The organism is Streptomyces sp. JLSY215, from assembly GCF_059682825.1.
Genome location: NZ_CM185022.1, coordinates 4,010,994 through 4,033,877, shown reverse-complemented (window position 1 = coordinate 4,033,877; position 22,884 = coordinate 4,010,994). Strand labels below are relative to the sequence as shown.

General features: G+C 66.8%; 17 protein-coding genes and 3 rRNA genes. 16 read left to right on the top strand and 4 right to left on the bottom strand.

The window, feature by feature from the left end; translation table 11 throughout:
- Positions 1-143 precede the first annotated feature (143 nt).
- The 12 genes from AC5677_RS18000 (at position 144) to AC5677_RS17945 (ending at position 13,549) form a co-directional block, all read left to right on the top strand.
- Positions 144-704 carry a MarR family winged helix-turn-helix transcriptional regulator gene (locus AC5677_RS18000; protein ID WP_497196033.1) on the top strand — a complete coding sequence of 187 codons (561 nt, stop codon included), beginning with the start codon at positions 144-146 and terminating at the stop codon, positions 702-704.
- 687 nt (positions 705-1,391) lie between these two features.
- Positions 1,392-2,920, top strand: a 16S ribosomal RNA gene (locus AC5677_RS17995).
- Positions 2,921-3,222: 302 nt separating this feature from the next.
- Positions 3,223-6,344: ribosomal RNA gene (locus tag AC5677_RS17990) — 23S ribosomal RNA — on the top strand.
- A 74-nt stretch (positions 6,345-6,418) separates the two neighbouring features.
- Positions 6,419-6,535 (top strand): 5S ribosomal RNA (rrf, locus tag AC5677_RS17985).
- Together the 16S, 23S and 5S rRNA genes form the textbook arrangement of a ribosomal RNA operon.
- 72 nt (positions 6,536-6,607) lie before the next feature.
- Positions 6,608-7,291, top strand: a complete 684-nt coding sequence (locus tag AC5677_RS17980; protein WP_497196032.1) for an HAD family hydrolase — start codon at positions 6,608-6,610, stop codon at positions 7,289-7,291.
- A gap of 43 nt (positions 7,292-7,334) precedes the next feature.
- Positions 7,335-8,549 carry an MFS transporter gene (locus tag AC5677_RS17975; RefSeq protein ID WP_497196031.1) on the top strand — a complete coding sequence of 405 codons (1,215 nt, stop codon included), beginning with the start codon at positions 7,335-7,337 and terminating at the stop codon, positions 8,547-8,549.
- A complete protein-coding gene (locus AC5677_RS17970; protein ID WP_497196030.1) occupies positions 8,518-9,693 on the top strand; it encodes an acetoin utilization protein AcuC in 1,176 nt (391 codons plus the stop codon). The genes AC5677_RS17975 and AC5677_RS17970 overlap by 32 nt, the downstream gene beginning before the upstream one ends.
- A 216-nt stretch (positions 9,694-9,909) precedes the next feature.
- Positions 9,910-10,725, top strand: a complete 816-nt coding sequence (locus AC5677_RS17965; RefSeq protein ID WP_497196666.1) for a phosphatase — start codon at positions 9,910-9,912, stop codon at positions 10,723-10,725.
- Between the two features lie 128 nt (positions 10,726-10,853).
- Positions 10,854-11,063 carry a helix-turn-helix domain-containing protein gene (locus tag AC5677_RS17960; RefSeq protein ID WP_014144137.1) on the top strand — a complete coding sequence of 70 codons (210 nt, stop codon included), beginning with the start codon at positions 10,854-10,856 and terminating at the stop codon, positions 11,061-11,063.
- 120 nt (positions 11,064-11,183) lie between these two features.
- Entirely contained in the window at positions 11,184-11,282 is a 99-nt protein-coding gene (locus tag AC5677_RS17955) for a 30S ribosomal protein bS22 (RefSeq protein ID WP_003948845.1), read from the top strand.
- Positions 11,283-11,486: 204 nt separating this feature from the next.
- Positions 11,487-12,536: an NAD-dependent epimerase/dehydratase family protein gene (locus AC5677_RS17950; protein WP_497196029.1), complete on the top strand. Its 1,050-nt coding sequence runs from the start codon at positions 11,487-11,489 to the stop codon at positions 12,534-12,536.
- 14 nt (positions 12,537-12,550) lie between these two features.
- Positions 12,551-13,549, top strand: a complete 999-nt coding sequence (locus AC5677_RS17945) for a lysophospholipid acyltransferase family protein (protein ID WP_497196028.1) — start codon at positions 12,551-12,553, stop codon at positions 13,547-13,549.
- A gap of 222 nt (positions 13,550-13,771) precedes the next feature.
- On the opposite strand, the gene AC5677_RS17940 is transcribed toward AC5677_RS17945, so the two are convergent.
- From AC5677_RS17940 to AC5677_RS17925, 4 genes are all read right to left on the bottom strand, one after another.
- Positions 13,772-14,980, bottom strand: a complete 1,209-nt coding sequence (locus AC5677_RS17940; RefSeq protein WP_497196027.1) for a DUF5667 domain-containing protein — start codon at positions 14,978-14,980, stop codon at positions 13,772-13,774.
- Positions 14,981-15,278: 298 nt separating this feature from the next.
- Entirely contained in the window at positions 15,279-16,064 is a 786-nt protein-coding gene (locus AC5677_RS17935) for an ECF subfamily RNA polymerase sigma factor, BldN family (protein WP_403515921.1), read from the bottom strand.
- Positions 16,065-16,394: 330 nt separating this feature from the next.
- Positions 16,395-17,324: an HAD family hydrolase gene (locus AC5677_RS17930; protein WP_497196026.1), complete on the bottom strand. Its 930-nt coding sequence runs from the start codon at positions 17,322-17,324 to the stop codon at positions 16,395-16,397.
- Positions 17,325-17,447: 123 nt separating this feature from the next.
- The gene (locus tag AC5677_RS17925; RefSeq protein WP_497196025.1) at positions 17,448-17,726 is read right to left on the bottom strand and encodes a glutaredoxin family protein; all 279 of its coding nucleotides are present in this window, start codon (positions 17,724-17,726) and stop codon (positions 17,448-17,450) included.
- A gap of 331 nt (positions 17,727-18,057) precedes the next feature.
- Here AC5677_RS17925 and AC5677_RS17920 point away from each other — a divergent pair, with 331 nt between their 5' ends.
- From AC5677_RS17920 to AC5677_RS17905, 4 genes are read left to right on the top strand one after another with little or no spacing between them, the layout of a single operon-like run.
- Positions 18,058-18,849 carry a redox-sensing transcriptional repressor Rex gene (locus AC5677_RS17920; RefSeq protein ID WP_497196024.1) on the top strand — a complete coding sequence of 264 codons (792 nt, stop codon included), beginning with the start codon at positions 18,058-18,060 and terminating at the stop codon, positions 18,847-18,849.
- Positions 18,846-20,216 carry a glutamyl-tRNA reductase gene (locus tag AC5677_RS17915; RefSeq protein WP_497196023.1) on the top strand — a complete coding sequence of 457 codons (1,371 nt, stop codon included), beginning with the start codon at positions 18,846-18,848 and terminating at the stop codon, positions 20,214-20,216. The genes AC5677_RS17920 and AC5677_RS17915 overlap by 4 nt, the downstream gene beginning before the upstream one ends.
- The gene (gene hemC / locus AC5677_RS17910; RefSeq protein WP_497196022.1) at positions 20,213-21,202 is read left to right on the top strand and encodes a hydroxymethylbilane synthase; all 990 of its coding nucleotides are present in this window, start codon (positions 20,213-20,215) and stop codon (positions 21,200-21,202) included. Before AC5677_RS17915 ends, hemC begins: the two co-directional genes overlap by 4 nt.
- Positions 21,199-22,860, top strand: a complete 1,662-nt coding sequence (locus tag AC5677_RS17905; protein ID WP_497196021.1) for a bifunctional uroporphyrinogen-III C-methyltransferase/uroporphyrinogen-III synthase — start codon at positions 21,199-21,201, stop codon at positions 22,858-22,860. The genes hemC and AC5677_RS17905 overlap by 4 nt, the downstream gene beginning before the upstream one ends.
- Positions 22,861-22,884: the final 24 nt, after the last annotated feature.

Sequence of the window (22,884 nt, the reverse complement as noted above, 5' to 3'; positions counted from 1 at the left end):
TAAGAGGGACGAACCTCGAAGCCGAGCCCGTCACGACGGGACCGGACAGTCACGCCTTGAAGACTTCAACTCTAAAGTTCGAAGCTAAAGACTACACAAGGAAGGACTTCGACGCCAATGACTTTCGTGTCATACTGCGCCGCATGCCTGAGCCCTCAGATGCGGCCCCCGACGCGACCGAGCCGAGCCTCGAGCAGCAGATCGCGGCCTACCAGCGCGAGTTCCAGGCCCTCGACCCCCAGGTCGAGCAGGTCGTCTCCGCACTTCAGCGCCTCAACCGCCGGATGAACGTCGCCTACGGGCGCCAGACGGCAACCCTCGGCCTGAGCAACGCCGAATGGGAGGTCCTCAAGGCCCTCGTCGTCTCCGGCGCCCCCTATCGGATGGGCCCCGGCGAACTCGCCAAGCGCCTCGGCCTCACGCCGGCCGCCATGACCCACCGCATCGACCGCATGGCGAGCGAAGGTCTGGTCACACGAGAGCGCGACGAGAACAACCGGGTCCGCGTGATCGTCGAGCTGACCGACGAAGGCCGCGACAAGTGGCTGGAGGCCATGCGCCTGGCAACCGTCTTCGAGGAGGACCTTCTCCAGGACCTCTCGAGCGACGACCGTCACCGCCTCGGCGAGGTCCTGACACGGCTCCTGCGCCGAGTGGAGGACGCCCAACCGGACGCCGAAGGCCGCCTCAACGACCTTGGCTGACCCAAGTTGACACACCCCCGGCCCATCCGTAGTGTTCTCCGAGTTGCCACACAGCCGTAACGGTTCTGCGGCAGCCATCCCGCCGCTTCGCGGCACACCACTACTGCACGGCCCCTCACCGGGAACAATTTCGGTATGCCGAAATTCGGACCGGGACTCGATTATGAGTCACCGAGGAATTCCGCTAAAGTAGTGACCCCGACAGGAAATCGGAACTGAATTCGAACCGGAAACGGAACGAAATCGGATCTGATACAGTCGGAAAGGCCGAAAAGCGAAAGCGAAGCGGCCGACCCCACTCCAACAGGGGGCCGGAGACGGAAACGGATCTGGTAAGGTTGGAAACGCGAAGAAGCCGAAAGGCGGAAACGCACCGGCGAAAATCGGAGCCGCAAGGATCTGATAGAGTCGGAAACGCAAGACCGAAGGGAAGCGCCCGGAGAGCCTGGTGAAACAGGCACAAAGGAAGCGTCCGTTCCTTGAGAACTCAACAGCGTGCCAAAAGTCAACGCCAGATATGTTGATACCCCGTCGACCGGAAACATCCGGGAGATGAGGTTCCTTTGAAAGTCCTGCCGACACCTTGTGTGACGGTAGGCAATACACAGCGAGGACGCTGTGAACGAGCAGGCTTATTCCGCCCGCTCGTTCCGCTCAACGCGAGTGTCACCCGATTACGGGTAAACATTCACGGAGAGTTTGATCCTGGCTCAGGACGAACGCTGGCGGCGTGCTTAACACATGCAAGTCGAACGATGAAGCCGCTTCGGTGGTGGATTAGTGGCGAACGGGTGAGTAACACGTGGGCAATCTGCCCTTCACTCTGGGACAAGCCCTGGAAACGGGGTCTAATACCGGATACGACACGGGGTCGCATGACCTCCGTGTGGAAAGCTCCGGCGGTGAAGGATGAGCCCGCGGCCTATCAGCTTGTTGGTGGGGTGATGGCCTACCAAGGCGACGACGGGTAGCCGGCCTGAGAGGGCGACCGGCCACACTGGGACTGAGACACGGCCCAGACTCCTACGGGAGGCAGCAGTGGGGAATATTGCACAATGGGCGAAAGCCTGATGCAGCGACGCCGCGTGAGGGATGACGGCCTTCGGGTTGTAAACCTCTTTCAGCAGGGAAGAAGCGAGAGTGACGGTACCTGCAGAAGAAGCGCCGGCTAACTACGTGCCAGCAGCCGCGGTAATACGTAGGGCGCAAGCGTTGTCCGGAATTATTGGGCGTAAAGAGCTCGTAGGCGGCTTGTCGCGTCGGATGTGAAAGCCCGGGGCTTAACCCCGGGTCTGCATTCGATACGGGCAGGCTAGAGTTCGGTAGGGGAGATCGGAATTCCTGGTGTAGCGGTGAAATGCGCAGATATCAGGAGGAACACCGGTGGCGAAGGCGGATCTCTGGGCCGATACTGACGCTGAGGAGCGAAAGCGTGGGGAGCGAACAGGATTAGATACCCTGGTAGTCCACGCCGTAAACGTTGGGAACTAGGTGTGGGCGACATTCCACGTCGTCCGTGCCGCAGCTAACGCATTAAGTTCCCCGCCTGGGGAGTACGGCCGCAAGGCTAAAACTCAAAGGAATTGACGGGGGCCCGCACAAGCAGCGGAGCATGTGGCTTAATTCGACGCAACGCGAAGAACCTTACCAAGGCTTGACATACACCGGAAAACCCTGGAGACAGGGTCCCCCTTGTGGTCGGTGTACAGGTGGTGCATGGCTGTCGTCAGCTCGTGTCGTGAGATGTTGGGTTAAGTCCCGCAACGAGCGCAACCCTTGTTCTGTGTTGCCAGCATGCCTTTCGGGGTGATGGGGACTCACAGGAGACTGCCGGGGTCAACTCGGAGGAAGGTGGGGACGACGTCAAGTCATCATGCCCCTTATGTCTTGGGCTGCACACGTGCTACAATGGCCGGTACAATGAGCTGCGATACCGCGAGGTGGAGCGAATCTCAAAAAGCCGGTCTCAGTTCGGATTGGGGTCTGCAACTCGACCCCATGAAGTCGGAGTTGCTAGTAATCGCAGATCAGCATTGCTGCGGTGAATACGTTCCCGGGCCTTGTACACACCGCCCGTCACGTCACGAAAGTCGGTAACACCCGAAGCCGGTGGCCCAACCCCTTGTGGGAGGGAATCGTCGAAGGTGGGACTGGCGATTGGGACGAAGTCGTAACAAGGTAGCCGTACCGGAAGGTGCGGCTGGATCACCTCCTTTCTAAGGAGCACTTCTTACCGGGCTTTGCCTGGTCAGAGGCCAGTACATCAGCGAATGTCTGATGCTGGTTGCTCATGGGTGGAACGTTGACTATTCGGCGCACTTGATTGGTTGTCACTAGTACTGCTTCGGCGTGGAACGTGGGGATTGAGATGGTGGGCCGGGCACGTTGTTGGGTATCTGAGGGTACGGGCTACGGTCTGGACCTTCGCGATGCCGGCCCCAGTGAACTCAGCCTTCGGGTTGGGGTGGTGGGTGGCTGGTCGTTGCTTGAGAACTGCACAGTGGACGCGAGCATCTGTGGCCAAGTTTTTAAGGGCGCACGGTGGATGCCTTGGCACCAGGAACCGATGAAGGACGTGGGAGGCCGCGATAGGCCCCGGGGAGCTGTCAACCGAGCTTTGATCCGGGGGTGTCCGAATGGGGAAACCCGGCAGTCGTCATGGGCTGTCACCCGCTGCTGAACACATAGGCAGTGTGGAGGGAACGCGGGGAAGTGAAACATCTCAGTACCCGCAGGAAGAGAAAACAACCGTGATTCCGGGAGTAGTGGCGAGCGAAACCGGATGAGGCCAAACCAGTCACGTGTGATACCCGGCAGGGGTTGCGTGGTTGGGGTTGTGGGATCTCTCTTTCATAGTCTGCCGGCTGTGAGACGAGTCAGAAACCGTTGATGTAGGCGAAGGACATGCGAAAGGTCCGGCGTAGAGGGTAAGACCCCCGTAGCTGAAACATTGACGGCTCGTTTGAGAGACACCCAAGTAGCACGGGGCCCGAGAAATCCCGTGTGAATCTGGCGGGACCACCCGTTAAGCCTAAATATTCCCTGGTGACCGATAGCGGATAGTACCGTGAGGGAATGGTGAAAAGTACCGCGGGAGCGGAGTGAAATAGTACCTGAAACCGTGTGCCTACAAGCCGTGGGAGCGTCGCACAAGGAACTTGTTCCTTGTGTCGTGACTGCGTGCCTTTTGAAGAATGAGCCTGCGAGTTTGCGGTATGTTGCGAGGTTAACCCGTGTGGGGAAGCCGTAGCGAAAGCGAGTCCGAATAGGGCGTTGAGTAGCGTGCCCAAGACCCGAAGCGGAGTGATCTAGCCATGGGCAGGTTGAAGCGGAGGTAAGACTTCGTGGAGGACCGAACCCACCAGGGTTGAAAACCTGGGGGATGACCTGTGGTTAGGGGTGAAAGGCCAATCAAACTCCGTGATAGCTGGTTCTCCCCGAAATGCATTTAGGTGCAGCGTCGTGTGTTTCTTGCCGGAGGTAGAGCACTGGATAGGCGATGGGCCCTACCGGGTTACTGACCTTAGCCAAACTCCGAATGCCGGTAAGTGAGAGCGCGGCAGTGAGACTGTGGGGGATAAGCTCCATGGTCGAGAGGGAAACAGCCCAGAGCATCGACTAAGGCCCCTAAGCGTGTGCTAAGTGGGAAAGGATGTGGAGTCGCAGAGACAACCAGGAGGTTGGCTTAGAAGCAGCCACCCTTGAAAGAGTGCGTAATAGCTCACTGGTCAAGTGATTCCGCGCCGACAATGTAGCGGGGCTCAAGCACACCGCCGAAGTCGTGTCATTGCGATATTACCTCTAACGGGGATCGTGATGGGTAGGGGAGCGTCGTGTGCCGGGTGAAGCAGCCGTGGAAACGAGTTGTGGACGGTTCACGAGTGAGAATGCAGGCATGAGTAGCGATACACACGTGGGAAACGTGTGCGCCGATTGACTAAGGGTTCCTGGGTCAAGCTGATCTGCCCAGGGTAAGTCGGGACCTAAGGCGAGGCCGACAGGCGTAGTCGATGGACAACCGGTTGATATTCCGGTACCCGCTTTGAAACGCCCAATATCGAATCCATTAATGCTAAGGCCGTGAAGCCGGCCTGGAGTCTTCGGACGAAGGGACGTGGTGGAGCCGCTGACCCAAGGTGGTAGTAGGTAAGCGATGGGGTGACGCAGGAAGGTAGTCCAGCCCGGGCGGTGGTTGTCCCGGGGTAAGGGTGTAGGCCGTGTGGTAGGCAAATCCGTCACACGTTAAGGCTGAGACCTGATGCCGAGCCGATTGTGGTGAAGTGGATGATCCTATGCTGTCGAGAAAAGCCTCTAGCGAGTTTCATGGCGGCCCGTACCCTAAACCGACTCAGGTGGTCAGGTAGAGAATACCGAGGCGTTCGGGTGAACTATGGTTAAGGAACTCGGCAAAATGCCCCCGTAACTTCGGGAGAAGGGGGGCCATTGCTGGTGATCCGATTTACTCGGTGAGCTGGTGGTGGCCGCAGAGACCAGCGAGAAGCGACTGTTTACTAAAAACACAGGTCCGTGCGAAGCCGTAAGGCGATGTATACGGACTGACGCCTGCCCGGTGCTGGAACGTTAAGGGGACCGGTTAGTCACATTTCGGTGTGGCGAAGCTGAGAACTTAAGCGCCAGTAAACGGCGGTGGTAACTATAACCATCCTAAGGTAGCGAAATTCCTTGTCGGGTAAGTTCCGACCTGCACGAATGGCGTAACGACTTCTCGACTGTCTCAACCATAGGCCCGGTGAAATTGCATTACGAGTAAAGATGCTCGTTTCGCGCAGCAGGACGGAAAGACCCCGGGACCTTTACTATAGCTTGATATTGGTGTTCGGTTCGGCTTGTGTAGGATAGGTGGGAGACTTTGAAGCAGCCACGCCAGTGGTTGTGGAGTCATTGTTGAAATACCACTCTGGTCGTGCTGGATGTCTAACCTGGGTCCGTGATCCGGATCAGGGACAGTGTCTGGTGGGTAGTTTAACTGGGGCGGTTGCCTCCTAAAGAGTAACGGAGGCGCCCAAAGGTTCCCTCAGCCTGGTTGGCAATCAGGTGTTGAGTGTAAGTGCACAAGGGAGCTTGACTGTGAGACTGACGGGTCGAGCAGGTACGAAAGTAGGGACTAGTGATCCGGCGGTGGCTTGTGGAAGCGCCGTCGCTCAACGGATAAAAGGTACCCCGGGGATAACAGGCTGATCTTCCCCAAGAGTCCATATCGACGGGATGGTTTGGCACCTCGATGTCGGCTCGTCGCATCCTGGGGCTGGAGTCGGTCCCAAGGGTTGGGCTGTTCGCCCATTAAAGCGGTACGCGAGCTGGGTTTAGAACGTCGTGAGACAGTTCGGTCCCTATCCGCTGTGCGCGTAGGAGTCTTGAGAAGGGCTGTCCCTAGTACGAGAGGACCGGGACGGACGAACCTCTGGTGTGCCAGTTGTCCTGCCAAGGGCATGGCTGGTTGGCTACGTTCGGAAAGGATAACCGCTGAAAGCATCTAAGCGGGAAGCCTGCTTCGAGATGAGGGCTCCCACCAACTTGATTGGTTAAGGCTCCCAGTAGACGACTGGGTTGATAGGCCAGATATGGAAGCGCCGTAAGGTGTGGAGTTGACTGGTACTAATAGGCCGAGGGCTTGTCCTCAGTTGCTCGCGTCCACTGTGTAGGTTCTGAAGTAACGACCGTTGAGTCATGCTCCGGTGTTAACTTCATAGTGTTTCGGTGGTCATTGCGTTAGGGAAACGCCCGGTTACATTCCGAACCCGGAAGCTAAGCCTTTCAGCGCCGATGGTACTGCAGGGGGGACCCTGTGGGAGAGTAGGACGCCGCCGAACAAATTTTGTGGGAAGCCCCGCACCGTATGGTGCGGGGCTTTTCTGCGTTCACCGGGTGGGTACGCTCGAGGGATGAGCTACGACCTGGTCATTTTCGATAATGATGGTGTCCTTGTGGACAGCGAGCCGATCTCGAATGGTGTCCTTGCTGCGTACCTCACGGAATTGGGCCACCCGACCACGTATGAGGAATCGCTACGGGACTACATGGGCGGGGCGATGCACCGTATTCACGATGCGGTGCTGGAGCGGTCGGGGGAGCGGCTGCCGGCGGACTTCGACGCGACGTTTCATGGGCGGGTTTTTGAGGCGTTCCGGCGGGACCTGGAGCCGGTGGCGGGGGTCGGCGAGGTGCTGGGGGAGCTGGCCGCGGAAAGCCATGCCTACTGCGTTGCGTCCTCGGGGAGCCATGAGCGGATACGGGTGGGGCTGAAGAAGACCGGGCTCTTCGAGCGGTTCGGTGACGAACGGATCTTTTCTGCACAGGATGTGGGGCGGGGAAAGCCTGAGCCGGATTTGTTTCTGCATGCGGCTCGGGTGATGGGGGTTGTCCCGGAGCGGTGTGTGGTCGTCGAGGACAGCGTGCTGGGGGTGCGGGCGGCGGTCGCGGCGGGGATGGATGTCTACGGGTACACGGCGATGACGCCGGGGGCGGCGCTGGCGGAGGCCGGAGCGACGGGGCTGTTCGCCGAGATGACGGAGTTGTTGGGGCTGCTGCACCAGGCGGGCGAGCCGTCCGCGGAATTGGTTGAGTGATCTATCTACCCATGAGTAGCGCCGAGTTCTAGGCTGTGCGGCCATGACGGCCCCACTGGTTCCAGGAGCGCAGCTGCGGCACGGACGTGCCTCGCTTGCCATCAGCTTCTTTATCCAGGGGGCGGTTTTCGCCCTTCTGGTGACGCGCATACCGGCGATCCAGGACCGGTATGGAATCTCGGACGGCCTGCTGCCGGTCTTCCTGGCGGCGGTGCCGGTGCTGGCCGGGGTCGGCAGCGTCGCCACCGAGCATCTGGTGAAGCGGGTGCGGCCCAGCCGGGTGCTGCGGTGTGTGCAGCCGGTGGTGTGCCTGGCGTTGCTGGCCGTGGGGTCGGTCGGGTCGATGGGGCAGGTGGCGTGCGCGCTGGCGGCGTTCGGGCTGTCCGTGGGGGCGCTGGACGCCTCGATGAACATGCTGGGCGTCAGTTTGCAGCGGGCGTACGGGCGAAGCATCATGCTCGGCTTCCATGCCGCGTACAGCCTGGGCGGCATAGTCGGGGCGTCGCTGGCGTGGGCCGGGGCGCACTGGCATCTGTCGCTGGCGGTGCTGTACGGGCCGGTGGTGCTGGTGTTGGCGCCGGTCGCGCTGCTGGCGGGCCGGTGGTTCGTGGACGGGGAGCCGGCCGAGGCCGCTGAGGGCGCAGCGGTGAAGGCGGCGCCGGTTGCGATGCGGCTGCTGTTGCCGCTGTGTCTGGTGATGGCGTTTGCGTATATCGGGGATTCGACGGTCTCCAACTGGAGCGCCAAGTATCTGCAGGACGTTCTGGGGAGCTCGGAGCAGCTGGCGACCGTGCCGTACAACGTCTACATGGTCACCACGCTGCTCGGGCGGGCCGTGGGGGACCTGGGGGTGCGGCGGTTCGGGGCGGCCGCGGTGGTGCGGACCGGGACGGTCGTCGCGGCGGCCGGCTTCGCGGTGGTGGCGGCGGCGCAGGGGGCGTGGATCGGGATGGCGGGGTTCACGCTACTGGGGCTCGGGCTGTGTGTGATCGTTCCGCAGACGTTCGCGGCGGCGGGCAGGCTGTTCCCCACGGCTTCGGACACGGCCGTCGCGCGGCTGAATATTTTCAACTATGTGGGGTTCTTGATCGGTTCGCCGTTGGTGGGGGCGCTGGGGGATGCCTGGAGCTATCGGGGGGCAATGCTCGTTCCGATGGCGCTCGTACTGGTGACGTTGGTGTATGCCCGCTCGTTCGGGTCACCGCAGGCCCGATACGGTGACGAACATGAGCGGCCGCGCACAGCTGATGTGGGATGAGGCAGTAACGGGTTATGACTTCGGGCCCGGCCATCCGATGGACCCGGTCAGGCTCGCGCTGACCATGCGCCTGGTGGAGGCGTACGAGCTCGACCGTGGGCCCCTGGAAGTGGTCGCGGCCAAGCCGGCCGGGGACTCCACGCTGCGGCTGGTGCATCGCGAGGACTACATCGAGGCGGTGCGGCGGGCCTCCCTCGACCCGGCTTCGGCGGACATGTCGTACGGGCTGGGGACGGAGGACGACCCGGCGTTCGTGGGGATCCATGAGGCGTCGGCGCTGATCGCGGGGCAGTCGGTCGGGGCGGCGGAGGCCGTCTGGCGCGGCGATGTGCTGCATGCGGTGAACTTCGCCGGCGGGCTGCACCATGCGATGCCGGGCGGCGCGTCCGGGTTCTGCATCTACAACGACGCGGCGCTGGCGATCGCCCGGCTGCTGGAGCTGGGCGCCGAGCGGGTGGCGTATGTGGATGTGGATGTGCACCACGGGGACGGCGTACAGGCGGCGTTCTGGGAGGACCCGCGGGTGCTGACGATCTCCCTGCACGAGCATCCGCGGACACTCTTTCCGCAGACCGGCTGGCCGGAGGAGACCGGCGGGGAGGGCGCGGAGGGCAGTGCCGTCAATGTGGCGCTGCCGGCCGGAACGGGTGACGAGGGATGGCTGCGGGCCTTTCACGCGGTGGTGCCGGAGCTGCTGGGCGCCTTCCGGCCACAGGTGATCGTGTCGCAGCACGGCGCGGACACGCACTTCGAGGACCCGCTGGCGCATCTGGCGGTGAGTGTGGACGCGCAGCGGGCGGTGGCGGAGGCCTGCCATGAGCTGGCGCATACGCATGCCGACGGCCGGTGGGTCGCGCTTGGGGGCGGCGGCTATGCGGTGGTCGATGTGGTGCCGCGCAGCTGGACGCATCTGACGGCGATCGCGGCGGGGCGGCCGATCGATCCGGCCTCGATGGTGCCGGAGGCGTGGCGGCATGAAGTGTTCCGCCGTACGCGGCAGTTGGCGCCGCAGCGGATGACGGACGGGCGTACACCGCAGTGGCGGGACTTCGCCGACGGCGGTTACGACCCCGCCGATCGGCTGGACCAGGCGGTGCTGGCCACCCGGCGGGCGGTCTTTCCCGCGCACGGGCTGCTTCCGTAACGGCGGGGTGGCCGAAGGGCGCTGACTCACCGTTGTCGCGGGTGAGCGCCTCCCCGGCCGTTCGGATGCGGCTGTACTTTTTCCTGTTCCTGTTCCTGTTCCTGCTCCTGCTCCTGCTCCTGTCCCCGTTCCCGTTTCCCGTTCCCGTGCCCCCGGATGTGTGACTACCCGTCGGTTAGGGCATCCGCGGCAGGTCGACGCATGACCATGGGGCGCGTGTTGGCCACCGGGGCGCTGCGGGCGCACCTGATCGAGGCGCGGCTCGCGGGGACGATCGCGACCCTGCGCGAGAAAAGTCTGGGACGCTATCGGCTCTTCGCGGCGCGCGATCCCCGGGTCCTCCTGGGGCTCGATCCCGAAGGGGACTGGCCGGTCGGCGAAGTTCTGCGACTGATGGGGCAGAAGTGCGGCGTTTCGGCCGATCCCGCGCACACTTCCGGCCCCGATGTGATCGATCCTGATCGAACCATCGCGGCGCTGGACGGGTTTGCGGAGCGGGTCGGCGAGGCGGCCGGCCGGCGGACGCCGGTGCTGCTCGGTACCGGGCATCCGCACCGGCTGCTGGAGTTCTACGCCACCCTCGCAGACGCTCTCTCGTCGGCGGGCTGCCCCGTCCTCACCCCGGCGTATGGCTGCCGTGTCGACATAGCGACCGGGTTCGGGGTACGTACCCGCTCGCTCGCTTACGTACGGGGAGTTGCGCTGATGCGCGAGGCGGGCGCGCGGGGAGCACCCGGTACGGGGGGCGTGCACACCCATTCGCCGCTCCCGGTACGGACCGCGCTGGCCGCCGCGGCGGACGCCGACGGGCCGCTTCCGGGGCTGGTGATCGGCGACCACGGATGGGTCTGCGGGGCAGGTCAGCTGGGCATCGAGGCGATCGGGCTGGCGGATACGGACGATCCCGCACTGTTCGTCGGACAGGCGGAGGGGCGGGTGTCCGCGGTGGTGCCGCTCGATGACGCCGTACGGCCCGCTTACTACCGGCCCCTGACGCGTTATGTACTCAATCGGGCGTGTCTGTCACAGTAGGCGGCTGTTCGCTGCTCCTCTTCCCCACTCGCATCACTGGCCCCTAATCTGGGGAGTGAGCGCATAGCGACGAAGAGTCACCGGAGGGGAAGCCGGTGACCGTCTTATGCGGAAGGTGCAGGTGTGGCATGGCTGCAGACCAGAGGCCTCTGAACGAGGTCGTGTTCCTGACCGTGGCGGAAGTGGCCACGGTCATGCGAGTGTCGAAGATGACCGTGTACCGCTTGGTGCACAGCGGTCATCTGCCCGCGATCAGGGTGGGGAGGTCTTTCCGGGTTCCGGAGCAGGCCGTTCATGACTACCTCCGCGAGTCCTATGTGGGGGTGGAATCAGCCTGACGGGTCCTTCGGCGACCCTCGGATTACGCCGTACGCTCGGCGCCGGGTAGGCTGGCCCGATGTAGGTAGTGTGGGCTCGGACGCCCCGCACCGAGTGATTCGAAGTGAGCGAGGGTAGTCGTGGGCTCTGTTATCAAGAAGCGGCGCAAGCGGATGGCCAAGAAGAAGCACCGCAAGCTGCTCAAGCGCACCCGTGTTCAGCGTCGTAACAAGAAGTAAGCGGCGCTGAATCACGATTTCGCGGCCTCCTGCCACCTTGGTGTGGCGGGGGGCCGCGGTGCGTTGTGGGCCGTATGGGCGTGCCTTGGGAGCGAAATGCAGCGAAGGGCATCCTGCGGTCATCGCCCCGCAACACCGACCCGATAGCGTGGCCCGTACAGCTCGACTCAGGCGGAGGCCGAGGGCGGGAAGGAAGGGCTGATCTTGGGCAAGGTCGTGCTCGTCACGGGAGCCGCACGCCAGCTGGGGGGCCGGTTCATCCGCCGTATCCAGCGCGATCCCGACATCGACCGGGTGATCGGGGTCGATGCCGTGCCACCGGAGCACCATTTGGGCGGCGCCGAATTCCTCAAGGCCGACATCCGGCAGCCGACGATCGCCAGGGTCCTGGCCGAGACGGGCGTCGACACCGTCGTCCACATGGACATCAACGGCACGCCCCTGGGCAGCCGCGGCGGCCGGACCGCCGTCAAGGAATCCAACGTCATCGGGACCATGCAGCTCCTCGGCGCCTGTCAGAAGGCCCCGAAGGTGCAGCGTCTGGTCGTCAAGTCGAGCGCCAGCGTCTACGGTTCCGCGCCGAGGGACCCGGCGGTCTTCACCGAGACCACCCCGCCCAAGTCGCTGCCCAGCGGCGGCTTCGCGAAGGACGTCGTCGAGATCGAGGGGTATGTCCGCGGGTTCGCCCGGCGGCGGCCCGATGTGGCGGTGTGTGTCCTGCGCTTCGCCAATGTCCTTGGGCCGTGCGCGGACTCCTCGCTCGCCGAGTACTTCTCCCTGCCCGTGTGGCCGACGGTCCTCGGCTATGACCCGCGGCTGCAGTTCGTCCATGAGGATGACGCGATCGAGGTGCTGCGGATCGCCGCCGCCGAGCCGCGTCGCGGCACGCTCAACAGCGGTACGTTCAATATCGCCGGGGACGGGGTGCTGCTGCTCTCGCAGATCTCCCGGCGGCTGGGGCGGCCCACGCTGCCGCTGTTCCTGCCGACCGTGACGTGGGCCGGTGCGGCGTTGCGCGCCATCGGCATCACGGACTTCTCGCCGGAACAGATCCGGATGCTGACACACGGCAGAGTCGTCGAGACGACACAGATGCGCGAGACACTGGGGTTCCACCCGCAGTACACGACGGCGGAGACCTTCGCGGAATTCGCCCGCAGCCGCGGCCCCGGGCTGCTGCCGCCCGAGTGCCTCGCCCGCACCGTCGACAAGCTCGCCGGCGTGCTGCCCGCACGCAGCGGCGCGACCCAGTGAGGAGTTCACCCACGATGGCGGACGCCAAGGTCATTCCCTTCGGCGAGGAGCCTCGGGCGCGCAGAAAGGCCAGGCGGGCCGAGCGCGCGGAGCAGGGTGCGGCGCTGGCGCCCGTACCGGAGGCGCGCAGCGAGCCCGAGGAACCGACGGCGCAACCGCGGCCCAGCGCCGGGCGGTCCCTCGACGAGAAGATCGCGGGCGGGCTGGCCTTCCTGCGCCGGCGGATCACCGGCGACTACGAGGTCGACGACTTCGGCTACGACGAGGAGCTGACCGACCAGGTCCTGATGTCGCTGCTGCGGCCGTTCTACGAGAAGTACTTCCGGGTCGAGGTGAGGGGTGTCGAGAACATCCCCTCCGACGGCGGTGCGCTGATCGTCGCCAATCACTCCGGGACCCTGCCGCTGGACGGCCTGATGCTCCAGGTCGCGGTGCATGACCATCATCCGGCCGAGCGTCATCTGCGGCTGCTGGCGGCCGATTTGGTGTTCGTCCTGCCGGTGATAAACGAACTGGCGCGGAAGGCCGGGCACACCCTGGCGTGCGCGGAGGACGCGCAGCGGCTGCTGGAGCGCGGTGAGGTCGTCGGGGTGATGCCGGAGGGCTTCAAGGGCATCGGCAAGCCCTTCGCGGACCGCTACAAGCTTCAGCGGTTCGGGCGGGGCGGGTTCGTCTCGACGGCGCTGAAGGCCGGGGTGCCGATCGTGCCGTGCTCCATCGTGGGCGCGGAGGAGATCTACCCGATGATCGGGAACGCCAAGACGCTGGCCCGCGTCCTGGGGCTGCCGTACTTCCCCCTCACGCCGACGTTCCCGTGGTTCGGGCCGCTGGGGGCGGTTCCGCTGCCGACGAAGTGGACGATCCAGTTCGGCGAGCCGATCTCGACGGACGGCTATCCGCCGGAGGCGGCGGACGACCCGATGCTGATGTTCAACCTGACCGATCAGGTGCGCGAAACGATTCAGCACACGCTCTACAAGCTGCTGGTGCAGCGGCGCTCGGTGTTCTTCTGAGTTCTTCTTCCGAGTTGTTCCGCGTTGTTCTGAGTTGCTCTGAGAAGTGATCGGTGAGGGCGTCGGCGTTCCCCGGGGGCGTGGGGGCGGGGGTCGGTCCCCGGGGGAGTGCTGCCGCAGCAGACGCGCTACAAGCTGGTCATGCAGCGGCGCTCGGTGTTCTTCCGAGGGAAGGACCGGAAGAACACCGAGCGCCGGTTCTGGAGAGAACGCTGGGTAGGGCTATTTCGGCAGGTCCTCGCCGTCGATGCCCAGGCCGGGAAGCAGTCCGGGCAGCAGCGGCGGGAGGGTGACATCGGGGTGGCCGGGGGCGCGGTGCCGTTGGCCGTGGCCGGTGTGCGGGGTGGGGCTGCCGCCCTTTACGGGCGGGTCGAGGAGGCCGCCGGTATTGCCGCCCAGCAGGCCTTCGTCCTGGGACGGTGAGGCCGACGGGCGCGGTGCGTGCGAACCGGCGCGGTGCTTGCCGGCGGAGGGCTTGCTGTCGGACGGCGTGGCGCGGTCGCCCGTGCCGGAGCCGGTGTCCGGGGTGGCGGGCGCGCCGTGCTGGGGGTGCTTGCTGTCCGCGGGCTGCGGCAGCAGCGAGCGGAGCGGACCGACCTCTTGGTCTATGGCGTCGAAGACCGAGCTGACGCTGTCACGGACGTCCGTGAGCTGTACGGGGAGCCTGTCGCGTAGCTGCTTCCACGTGCCGCGGTGCGACTTGGTGAAGGAGTTCAGCGCCTGGATGGGGCCGAGTGAGCCATCGCGTTTGTACGCCTCGTGCAGCAGGCGGTGTCCCTCACCGGCGTCATGGGTGACGCCGGCCAGTGCCTTGCGGACCTCGCCGAGCGCTTCGTGGTCGAGGTCGGCGACCCGGCCGCGCTCCATCAGCCGGCGGGCCTCCATCATGCGGGTGGCCGCCTGGTCGAGGTAGAGCCGCCCGCGGTCGGACTCGTCGTCGGCCATGCCGAGCTTGAGGTCCTCCATGCCGCGTTTGAGGCCGTAGAGGGAGTCGCCGGGGAGGGCGTCGGAGCTGGCCGCGGCGACGCCGCTGAACGCTCCGGCGGCGACGCCGACCGTCAGCCCGCCCGCGGCCAACCGCTTGGAGAGCCGTGAGTGAGGGCGCAGCCGGCCGAGGGATTTCGCGGCGCGGTGTGTGCCCTTGGATGTGCGCTGCTCGGGCACCCTGGCGTCGCCGGACGGTGCGCCTTCGGCGAAGGCGGCCTCCATCGCAGCGACGAGCTGGGCGCGCTGGACAGTCTTGACCTCGGCGGCCATCTCCGGCTTCGGGAGCTCCCCGAGGCCGTCGGCGACCGCCAACAGCCGTGCTTCTTCCGGCGCCTGCGCCGGGGTGTCGACCTGGTCCTCGGCCACCGTGCCCTGGAGGACCTGCTCCTCCAGGGCCTGGGCGAAGGCGTTGGCCCGCCGGTGCGCCGAGACATTCGCGATCACCTGCGGCACCTCCTCTCGTCATCCCGCTCGACTCCCCGGACTGGCTTTGACTGTCCAGACGGACCGGACGGTGCACGCCGTACGTCGCGACCACTCGAAAGAGTGAGGGGCGGCGGGCATGGCGTGACCGCATGGAGCCTGCATTCCGCACAACGAGCGCCGCGGCACTCGGGTTACGCACTCACGATGATCTGACCGACCGGACATGGGTGGTCACCAAGAGTAAGTGCGGCACGCCGTGGAGGAGTTGAGGAATTCGGTGGAGGTGGGGGTGGGAGGGCGGTCGGGTCGGCTTCGGTCAGCGGGCGTCTTCGGGCAGGAGCCGTGCCAGGGTGCGGACGGCCCGGTACTGGAGGGTCTTGATCGCGCCCTCGTTCTTGCCCATGACGCGGGCCGTCTCGGCGACCGAGAGGCCCTGCAGGAAGCGGAGTGTGACGCATTCCTGCTGTTGGGGGTTGAGCTTGCGTACCGCCTCCAGAAGGGCGGCGTTGGAGAGGGACTCGAGGACCGAGTCCTCGGGGCTGCGCTCGACCTCGTTGGCGTCGAGCATCTCTCCGGTGGTGACTTCCAGGCGGAAGCGGGAGGACTTGAAGTGGTCGGCGACGAGATTGCGGGCGATGGTCACCAGCCAGGCGCCGAAGTCACGGCCCTGCCAGGTGAAGGTGCCGATGCGGCGCAGCGCGCGCAGAAAGGTCTCGCTGGTGAGGTCTTCGGCGGTGGCCCGGCCGCCGACGCGGTAATAGATGTAGCGGTAGACCGTATCGGCGTACTGGTCATAGAGGCTGCCGAAGGCGTCGGCCTCGCCGGCCTGGGCGCGTTCGACGAGATCCATCATGCGACGGCTGTCGCTGTCGGCGGGGCGACGGGCGGTGGTCGTGCCGGTGCCGGAACGGCGGGTTCGGCCGGCGGCCTTGCTGACCGCAGCGCTCCCGTCGGCCAAGGCGTAGCAGGGGCCGGCAGCGGGGACGGCTGAGGCGAATGCGGGGACGGCGTACGCGGTGGGGACAAAACTGCGCAGGTGGTCGACGAGCGTCGTACGCAGCGTAGCCAGGCCCGAGGCGTCAACCCCGACGTGTGGGTACACGGGACTCCCAGAGGCAGAGCTTCCATCACGTGCAGTGCGGGACCGTTCACTCGTCGTAGGGACGTGTGGGTTCCGGATTGCGTCTGAGGAGAATAACGCTTCGTACAGGCAGCGCTACACCCAGTTGCTCAAATCATCGATTACTTACGGTCCGTGGCCGTTTGGTGGCAGATCAAGTATCGAATATGGAGCAACTATTGATCGGAAGGCGACGGAATCTGCCTGGTTGGAGGGCGTGTTGTGGTTGACCGCCAGCAGCGGGACTGACAGGGCGGCGGTGGGGGTAGGGAGTCCGGATGGCCCGCCGCGCCGTTCGGTGATCAACCCTGGTCAGCGGCGGCGGCGCTGGAGTGCGACGGCGGCCGCGGCGCCGCCCGCGAGGGCGCCCACTCCCGCGGCGGCGGGGATGCCGATCTTGGCCGCCTTGCGGCCGGTCCGGTAGTCACGCAGCCGCCAGCCCTGTTCCCGGGCGTGCTTGCGCAGTCGGCTGTCGGGATTGATCGCGTACGGGTGCCCGACGAGCGAGAGCATCGGGATGTCGTTGGCGGAGTCGCTGTAGGCGGCGCAGTGCGACAGCTCCAGGCCCTCGGCGGCGGCGAGCGCGCGGACCGCCTCGGCCTTGGCCGGGCCGTGCAGGGGTTCGCCCACCAACTTGCCCGTGTAGACGCCGCCGACGGACTCGGCGACGGTGCCCAGGGCGCCCGTGAGGCCCAGGCGGCGGGCGATGATCGTGGCGGTCTCGACCGGCGCGGCGGTCACCAGCCAGACCTTCTGGCCCGCGTCCAGGTGCGCCTGGGCGAGGGCGCGGGTGCCCGGCCAGACGCGCTCGGCCATGTACTCGTCGTAGATCTCCTCGCCGATGGACATCAACTCGGCGACGCGGTGGCCCTGGACGATCGAGAGCGCGCTGTTGCGGACGTCCGCCATGTGCTCGGGGTTCTCCGAGCCGGCCAGCCGGAAGTAGATCTGCTGCCAGGCGAAGCGGGCCAGATCGCGCTTGTGGAAGAAGTGCCGCTTGTAGAGGCCGCGGCCGAAGTGGAAGAGGGCCGCGCCCTGCATGACGGTGTTGTCGAGGTCGAAGAAGGCGGCGGCCGCCTCGTCCCCGGCGACCGGGAACTCCGGCTCCTCCGGGGCTTCCTCGGGCTCGGATGCCTCCTGGGAGGACTTGCGGGCGGCCTCGGCCGCGGCCTCGCCGGCCAGCACGCTGCGGGCCGTGGCGGGTCGTCTGCGGCGGGTGAACCAGTGGGGAGCGGGCGCCATGACGGTAGCGTAGCCAGTTTGTTCGGTGCGACTGGTTACGGGCGCGTGTCCGTAAGGCCTGGGGCGGCAAAAGGTTGGGCAAGGGCCCGCCGTACGGGCGTCCCGTGCGGGTGCCGGCGGGGCTCAGGCGCCCAGCGCCGCACGCAGCCGCTTGGGGTCGACACGCCAGAAATCGTGCTGTTTGCCGTCCACCAGGACGACCGGGATCTGCTCCCAGTAGAGGCGGTGCAGCTCGGCGTCCTCGGTGATGTCCTTCTTCTCCCAGGACGCGCCCGTCTCGGCGCAGACCTTTTCGATCACGGCCTGGGCGTCGTCGCACAGATGGCAGCCCGGCTTGCCGATGAGGGTGACCATCGCGTCGGCGGGGTTCTTGCGGGAGCTGCGGCTGAACAAGGGGGCCATGGGGCCATTGTGCCAATTCGGCAGGGTGCTCCGGGCCGCCCGTTCGCTTACCATCGGTGGGCGATTTGTAGGTTTCCGGGGGTATAGCGGCAAGGAGTGAGGGCTCGTGCTCCCGTCGGCGCTTCCGCGATATCAGCGGGAAGCGGGTGAACGGTGTGACGTGGGAGTTGGTTCCGCGAACACTGGTAAAAGCCGCGTGACCCCGGTCACTTTGGGCGGACAAAGCGGACACCATCTTTGTGCACGCGTTCACAAAGGCATAGCCTGCGAGAGACAGGGCGGTCGGGTTCCCAGCCGGCGCCCGCAGCCCCGCTCTACCCGCAGGAGCACCGTGGCAACTGGCCGAACTCACCGACCGGCGACCCGAAGCCGAGGCATTCCCGAGGCCACCGTCGCCCGGCTTCCGCTGTATCTGCGTGCACTGACCGCGCTCTCCGAGCGTTCGGTCCCCACGGTCTCCTCCGAGGAGCTCGCGGCCGCGGCGGGGGTCAACTCCGCCAAGCTGCGCAAGGACTTCTCCTACCTCGGCTCCTACGGGACCCGTGGCGTCGGCTACGACGTGGAGTACCTCGTCTACCAGATCTCGCGTGAGCTCGGCCTGACCCAGGACTGGCCCGTGGTCATCGTCGGTATCGGTAACCTCGGCGCCGCCCTCGCCAACTACGGTGGCTTCGCCTCCCGCGGCTTCCGCGTCGCGGCCCTGATCGACGCCGACCCGGCCATGGCCGGCAAGCCCGTCGCGGGCATCGCGGTCCAGCACACGGATGAGCTGGAGCACATCATCGAGTCCAACGGCGTCTCGATCGGCGTGATCGCCACGCCGGCCGGGGCCGCCCAGCAGGTCTGTGACCGTCTGGTCGCCGCCGGTGTCACCTCGATCCTCAACTTCGCGCCGACCGTCCTGACCGTCCCGGACGGGGTGGACGTCCGCAAGGTCGACCTCTCCATAGAGCTGCAGATCCTCGCCTTCCACGAGCAGCGCAAGGCGGGCGAGGAATCCGGCCAGGAAGGCGGCCCGGAATCCGGTCAGGAAGGCGGGCCGCAGGCCCCCGTGGCGCGCGCCGCCGCCCCGGCCGACCGTAAGGGACCCGACGGGGACATTCCCGCCGTGATGCCGGCATGAGTCTCCTCGTTGTCGGACTGAGCCACCGCAGCGCGCCGGTGAGCGTGCTGGAGCGGGCCGCGATCGCCCCCGAGGTGCGCGGCAAGCTGCTCCAGGACGCCGTGTCGGCGGAGCCGGCCACCGAGTCCGCGGTGCTGTCCACCTGCAATCGCATCGAGCTCTACGCCGATGTGGACAAGTTCCACGCCGGTGTCGCCGAGCTGTCCACCCTCCTGGCCCGCCACGGCGGCGCGGCCCTGGAGGAGCTCACCCCTTATCTCTACGTCCACTACGAGGACCGCGCCGTCCACCACCTCTTCTCGGTGGCCTGCGGCCTGGACTCGATGGTCATCGGCGAGGGCCAGATCCTCGGCCAGATCAAGGACGCGCTCGCCGTCGCCCAGGAGCAGCACACCGCGGGCCGGCTGCTGAACGACCTCTTCCAGCAGGCGCTGCGGGTCGGCAAGCGCGCCCACAGCGAGACCGGCATCGACAAGGCCGGCCAGTCGCTGGTCACCTTCGGCCTGGAGCAGCTCGCGGGCGGCGCCGACGTCGAGAAGTGGGCCGATGGCAAGCGGGCGCTGGTGATCGGCGCGGGCTCGATGTCCTCGCTCGCCGCGACCACGCTCGTACGGGCCGGCGTGGCCGAACTGGCGGTCGCCAACCGTACGGTGGCGCGCGCCGAGCGGCTGGTCCAGATCCTCACCGAGCCCGGCGGCCCCGGCGCGGCGAGCGGGCTGACCGCCCGCGCGGTGCCGATGGACGCCGTCGGGGCGGAGCTGGCGGGCGCCGATGTGGTCGTCTCCTGTACGGGCGCGGCCGGACTGGTGCTGGGCGCCGACGCGGTGGCCGCCGCACTGGCCGGCCGTACGGACGGCCTGGCGCTGCTCGACCTCGCCATGCCCCGCGACATCGACGCCGCGGTCCACCGGATCGAGGGCGCGCATCTCGTCGACATCGAGACGCTGGCCGACGCGTCCGCGGACGCGCCGATGGCGGCCGACGTGGACAAGGTGCGCGGCATCGTCTCCGACGAGGTCGCCGCCTTCGGCGCGGCCCAGCGGGCGGCGCACATCACCCCCACCGTGGTCGCCCTGCGCACCATGGCCGCGGACGTCGTGGCCGGCGAGATCGCCCGGCTCGACGGCCGCCTCCCCGACCTGGACGACAAGCAGCGCGCCGAGATCACCCAGACCGTGCGCCGCGTCGTCGACAAGCTCCTGCACGCGCCCACCGTGCGGGTCAAGCAGCTCGCCAGCGAGCCCGGCGGCGCCGGGTACGCGGACGCGTTGCGCGAACTCTTCGATCTGGACCCGCAGACGGTTGCCGCCGTCAGCCGGGCCGACACGCGCGCCGACAGGCACGATGCACGGGAGCGCACATCATGACCGACACCACTACCAGGGCCCTGCGACTGGGCACCCGGCGCAGCAAGCTCGCCATGGCCCAGTCCGGACACGTCGCCGAGGCGGTGCGCGAGCTGACCGGCCGCCCCGTCGAGCTGGTGGAGATCACCACGTACGGCGACACCTCCCGCGAGCACCTCGCGCAGATCGGCGGCACCGGCGTGTTCGTCTCCGCGCTGCGCGATGCGCTGCTCGCCGGGGACATCGACTTCGCCGTCCACTCGCTCAAGGACCTGCCGACCGCGCAGCCCGAGGACCTGACCGTGGCCGCGATCCCCGTCCGGGAAGACCCCCGTGACGCGCTGATCGCCCGCGACGGCCTCACGTTCGAAGAGCTCACCGCCGACGAGGACCGGGTGGCCCGCATAGGCACCGGCTCTCCCCGGAGGATGGCGCAGCTCAACGCCTGGGCCAGGATGCTGGGCCGGCGCGTGGAGACCGTACCGATACGCGGGAACATCGACACCCGCATCGGCTTCGTCGAAAAGGGCGAGCTGGACGCGGTCGTGCTGGCCGCCGCCGGACTCACCCGGATCGGCCGGATCGACGAGGCGACGCAGCTGCTGTCGCCCGACGTGGTTTTGCCTGCCCCCGGCCAGGGGGCGCTGGCGATCGAGTGCGCCGCGGTCAACGTGGACCTCGTCGCCCAGCTCGCCGGACTCGACGACCCGGACACCCGGGCCGCCGTGACCGCCGAGCGTTCCCTGCTCGCCGCCCTGGAGGCCGGCTGCTCCGCACCCGTCGGGGCACTGGCCGACCTGCAGGTTGACGAGCAGACTGTCACCGAATTGCACTTGCGCGGCGTCGTCGGCACGACCGACGGCAGCACGCTGGTGCACTTGTCCACCACCGGGCACGTACCCGCCTCTCCCGACGATGTGACGACCCCGCTGAACCTGGGTCGTGAACTCGCCGCCGAGATGCTCGCTAAAGGTGCGGCCGGTCTTATGGGGGAGCGAGCACTTTGAACCCCACCGCCCCAAACCACTCCGCCTCCGGTCAGGTCACCTTCCTGGGTGCCGGGCCGGGAGACCCGGGTCTGCTGACGTTGCGGGCCGTGGAGGCGCTGGCCTCCGCGGACGTACTGATCGCCGACCCGCAGGTGCTGGACGTCGTGCGCGTGCATGCCCGCGCACACGTGGACACACCGCTGCAGGCGTCAGCTGACGAGGCGTCAATCCCCGTCACCCCCAATGGCGTTTCGGCGCTTCGGGACACCGCCAATCTTGTCATGGCGGCCGCGCGCGCGGGCAAGCGGGTCGTGCGTGCGGTCACCGGCGACCCCGGCCTGGACGGATACGTCGCCGAGGAGATGCTGGCGTGCGCCGCCGAGGGCATCGTCTTCGAGGTCGTGCCGGGCATCGCCGCGGCCGTCGGTGTCCCCGCGTACGCCGGTGTTCCGCTGCGCGATGCGCAGGGTGCCGACGTCCGCTTCATCGACGCCCGCACCGCCGACGACCGCTGCTGGGCCGAGCTCGGCGCCAGCGACGCCACGGCCGTCGTCTCCACCACGCTGGACTCGGTGGCCTCGGCCGCCGGCGAGCTGGTGACGGCGGGCCGCAAGCCCGACACCCCGCTCAGCGTCACGGTCGCCGGCACCACCACCCGCCAGCGCACCTGGACCGCGACCCTCGGGTCCGTCGCCCAGGTGCTCAAGGCCGCCAAGGTGCTGCCCTCGCCGGACGGTGGCCAGTCGGTCATAGCCGTGGTCGGTGAGCGGAGCGCCCCGGCGCAGCGCGACCAGCTGTCGTGGTTCGAGTCCAAGCCGCTGTTCGGCTGGCGGGTGCTCGTACCGCGCACCAAGGAGCAGGCCGCGTCGCTCTCCGACCAGCTGGTGTCGTACGGCGCGGTGTCGCACGAGGTCCCGACCATCGCCGTCGAGCCGCCGCGCACCCCGCAGCAGATGGAGCGTGCGGTCAAGGGCCTGGTCACCGGCCGCTACGAGTGGATCGCCTTCACCTCGGTCAATGCCGTCAAGGCCGTCCGGGAGAAGTTCGAGGAGTACGGCCTCGATGCCCGTGCCTTCGCCGGGATCAAGGTCGCGGCGGTGGGTGAGCAGACCGCCAAGGCGCTGGTCGCCTTCGGTGTGAAGCCGGACCTGGTGCCGAGCGGCGAGCAGTCGGCCGCCGGGCTGCTGGAGGACTGGCCCCCGTACGACCCGGTCTTCGACCCGATCGACCGGGTCTTCCTGCCGCGTGCCGACATCGCCACCGAGACGCTGGTGGCCGGGCTGATCGAGCTGGGCTGGGAGGTCGACGACGTCACGGCCTACCGGACCGTGCGCGCCTCGCCGCCACCGGCCGAGACGCGGGAGGCGATCAAGGGCGGCGGCTTCGACGCGGTGCTCTTCACCTCCTCGTCGACCGTGCGGAACCTCGTCGGCATCGCCGGCAAGCCGCACAACGTGACCGTGATCGCCTGCATCGGCCCGGCCACGGCCAAGACGGCCGAGGAGCACGGGCTGCGGGTGGACGTCATGTCGCCGGAGCCCTCGGTCCACAAGCTGGCCGAAGCGCTGGCGGACTTCGGTGCCAAGCGCCGGGACGCGGCGCTGGAGGCCGGGGACCCGGTGACGCGCCCCAGCGAGCGCCGGCCGGGTGCGCGCCGTCGGCGGGCCACTCCGTAGCCGGGCCTTTGCGGCCGGGTGGGC

Coding starts and splice junctions, on each gene's coding strand:
- AC5677_RS18000 (WP_497196033.1), top strand. CDS start 144: ATGCCTGAGCCCTCAGATGCGGCCCCCGACGCGACCGAGCCGAGCCTC.
- AC5677_RS17980 (WP_497196032.1), top strand. CDS start 6,608: ATGAGCTACGACCTGGTCATTTTCGATAATGATGGTGTCCTTGTGGAC.
- AC5677_RS17975 (WP_497196031.1), top strand. CDS start 7,335: ATGACGGCCCCACTGGTTCCAGGAGCGCAGCTGCGGCACGGACGTGCC.
- AC5677_RS17970 (WP_497196030.1), top strand. CDS start 8,518: ATGAGCGGCCGCGCACAGCTGATGTGGGATGAGGCAGTAACGGGTTAT.
- AC5677_RS17960 (WP_014144137.1), top strand. CDS start 10,854: ATGGCTGCAGACCAGAGGCCTCTGAACGAGGTCGTGTTCCTGACCGTG.
- AC5677_RS17945 (WP_497196028.1), top strand. CDS start 12,551: ATGGCGGACGCCAAGGTCATTCCCTTCGGCGAGGAGCCTCGGGCGCGC.
- AC5677_RS17930 (WP_497196026.1), bottom strand. CDS start 17,324: ATGGCGCCCGCTCCCCACTGGTTCACCCGCCGCAGACGACCCGCCACG.
- AC5677_RS17925 (WP_497196025.1), bottom strand. CDS start 17,726: ATGGCCCCCTTGTTCAGCCGCAGCTCCCGCAAGAACCCCGCCGACGCG.
- AC5677_RS17915 (WP_497196023.1), top strand. CDS start 18,846: ATGAGTCTCCTCGTTGTCGGACTGAGCCACCGCAGCGCGCCGGTGAGC.
- hemC (WP_497196022.1), top strand. CDS start 20,213: ATGACCGACACCACTACCAGGGCCCTGCGACTGGGCACCCGGCGCAGC.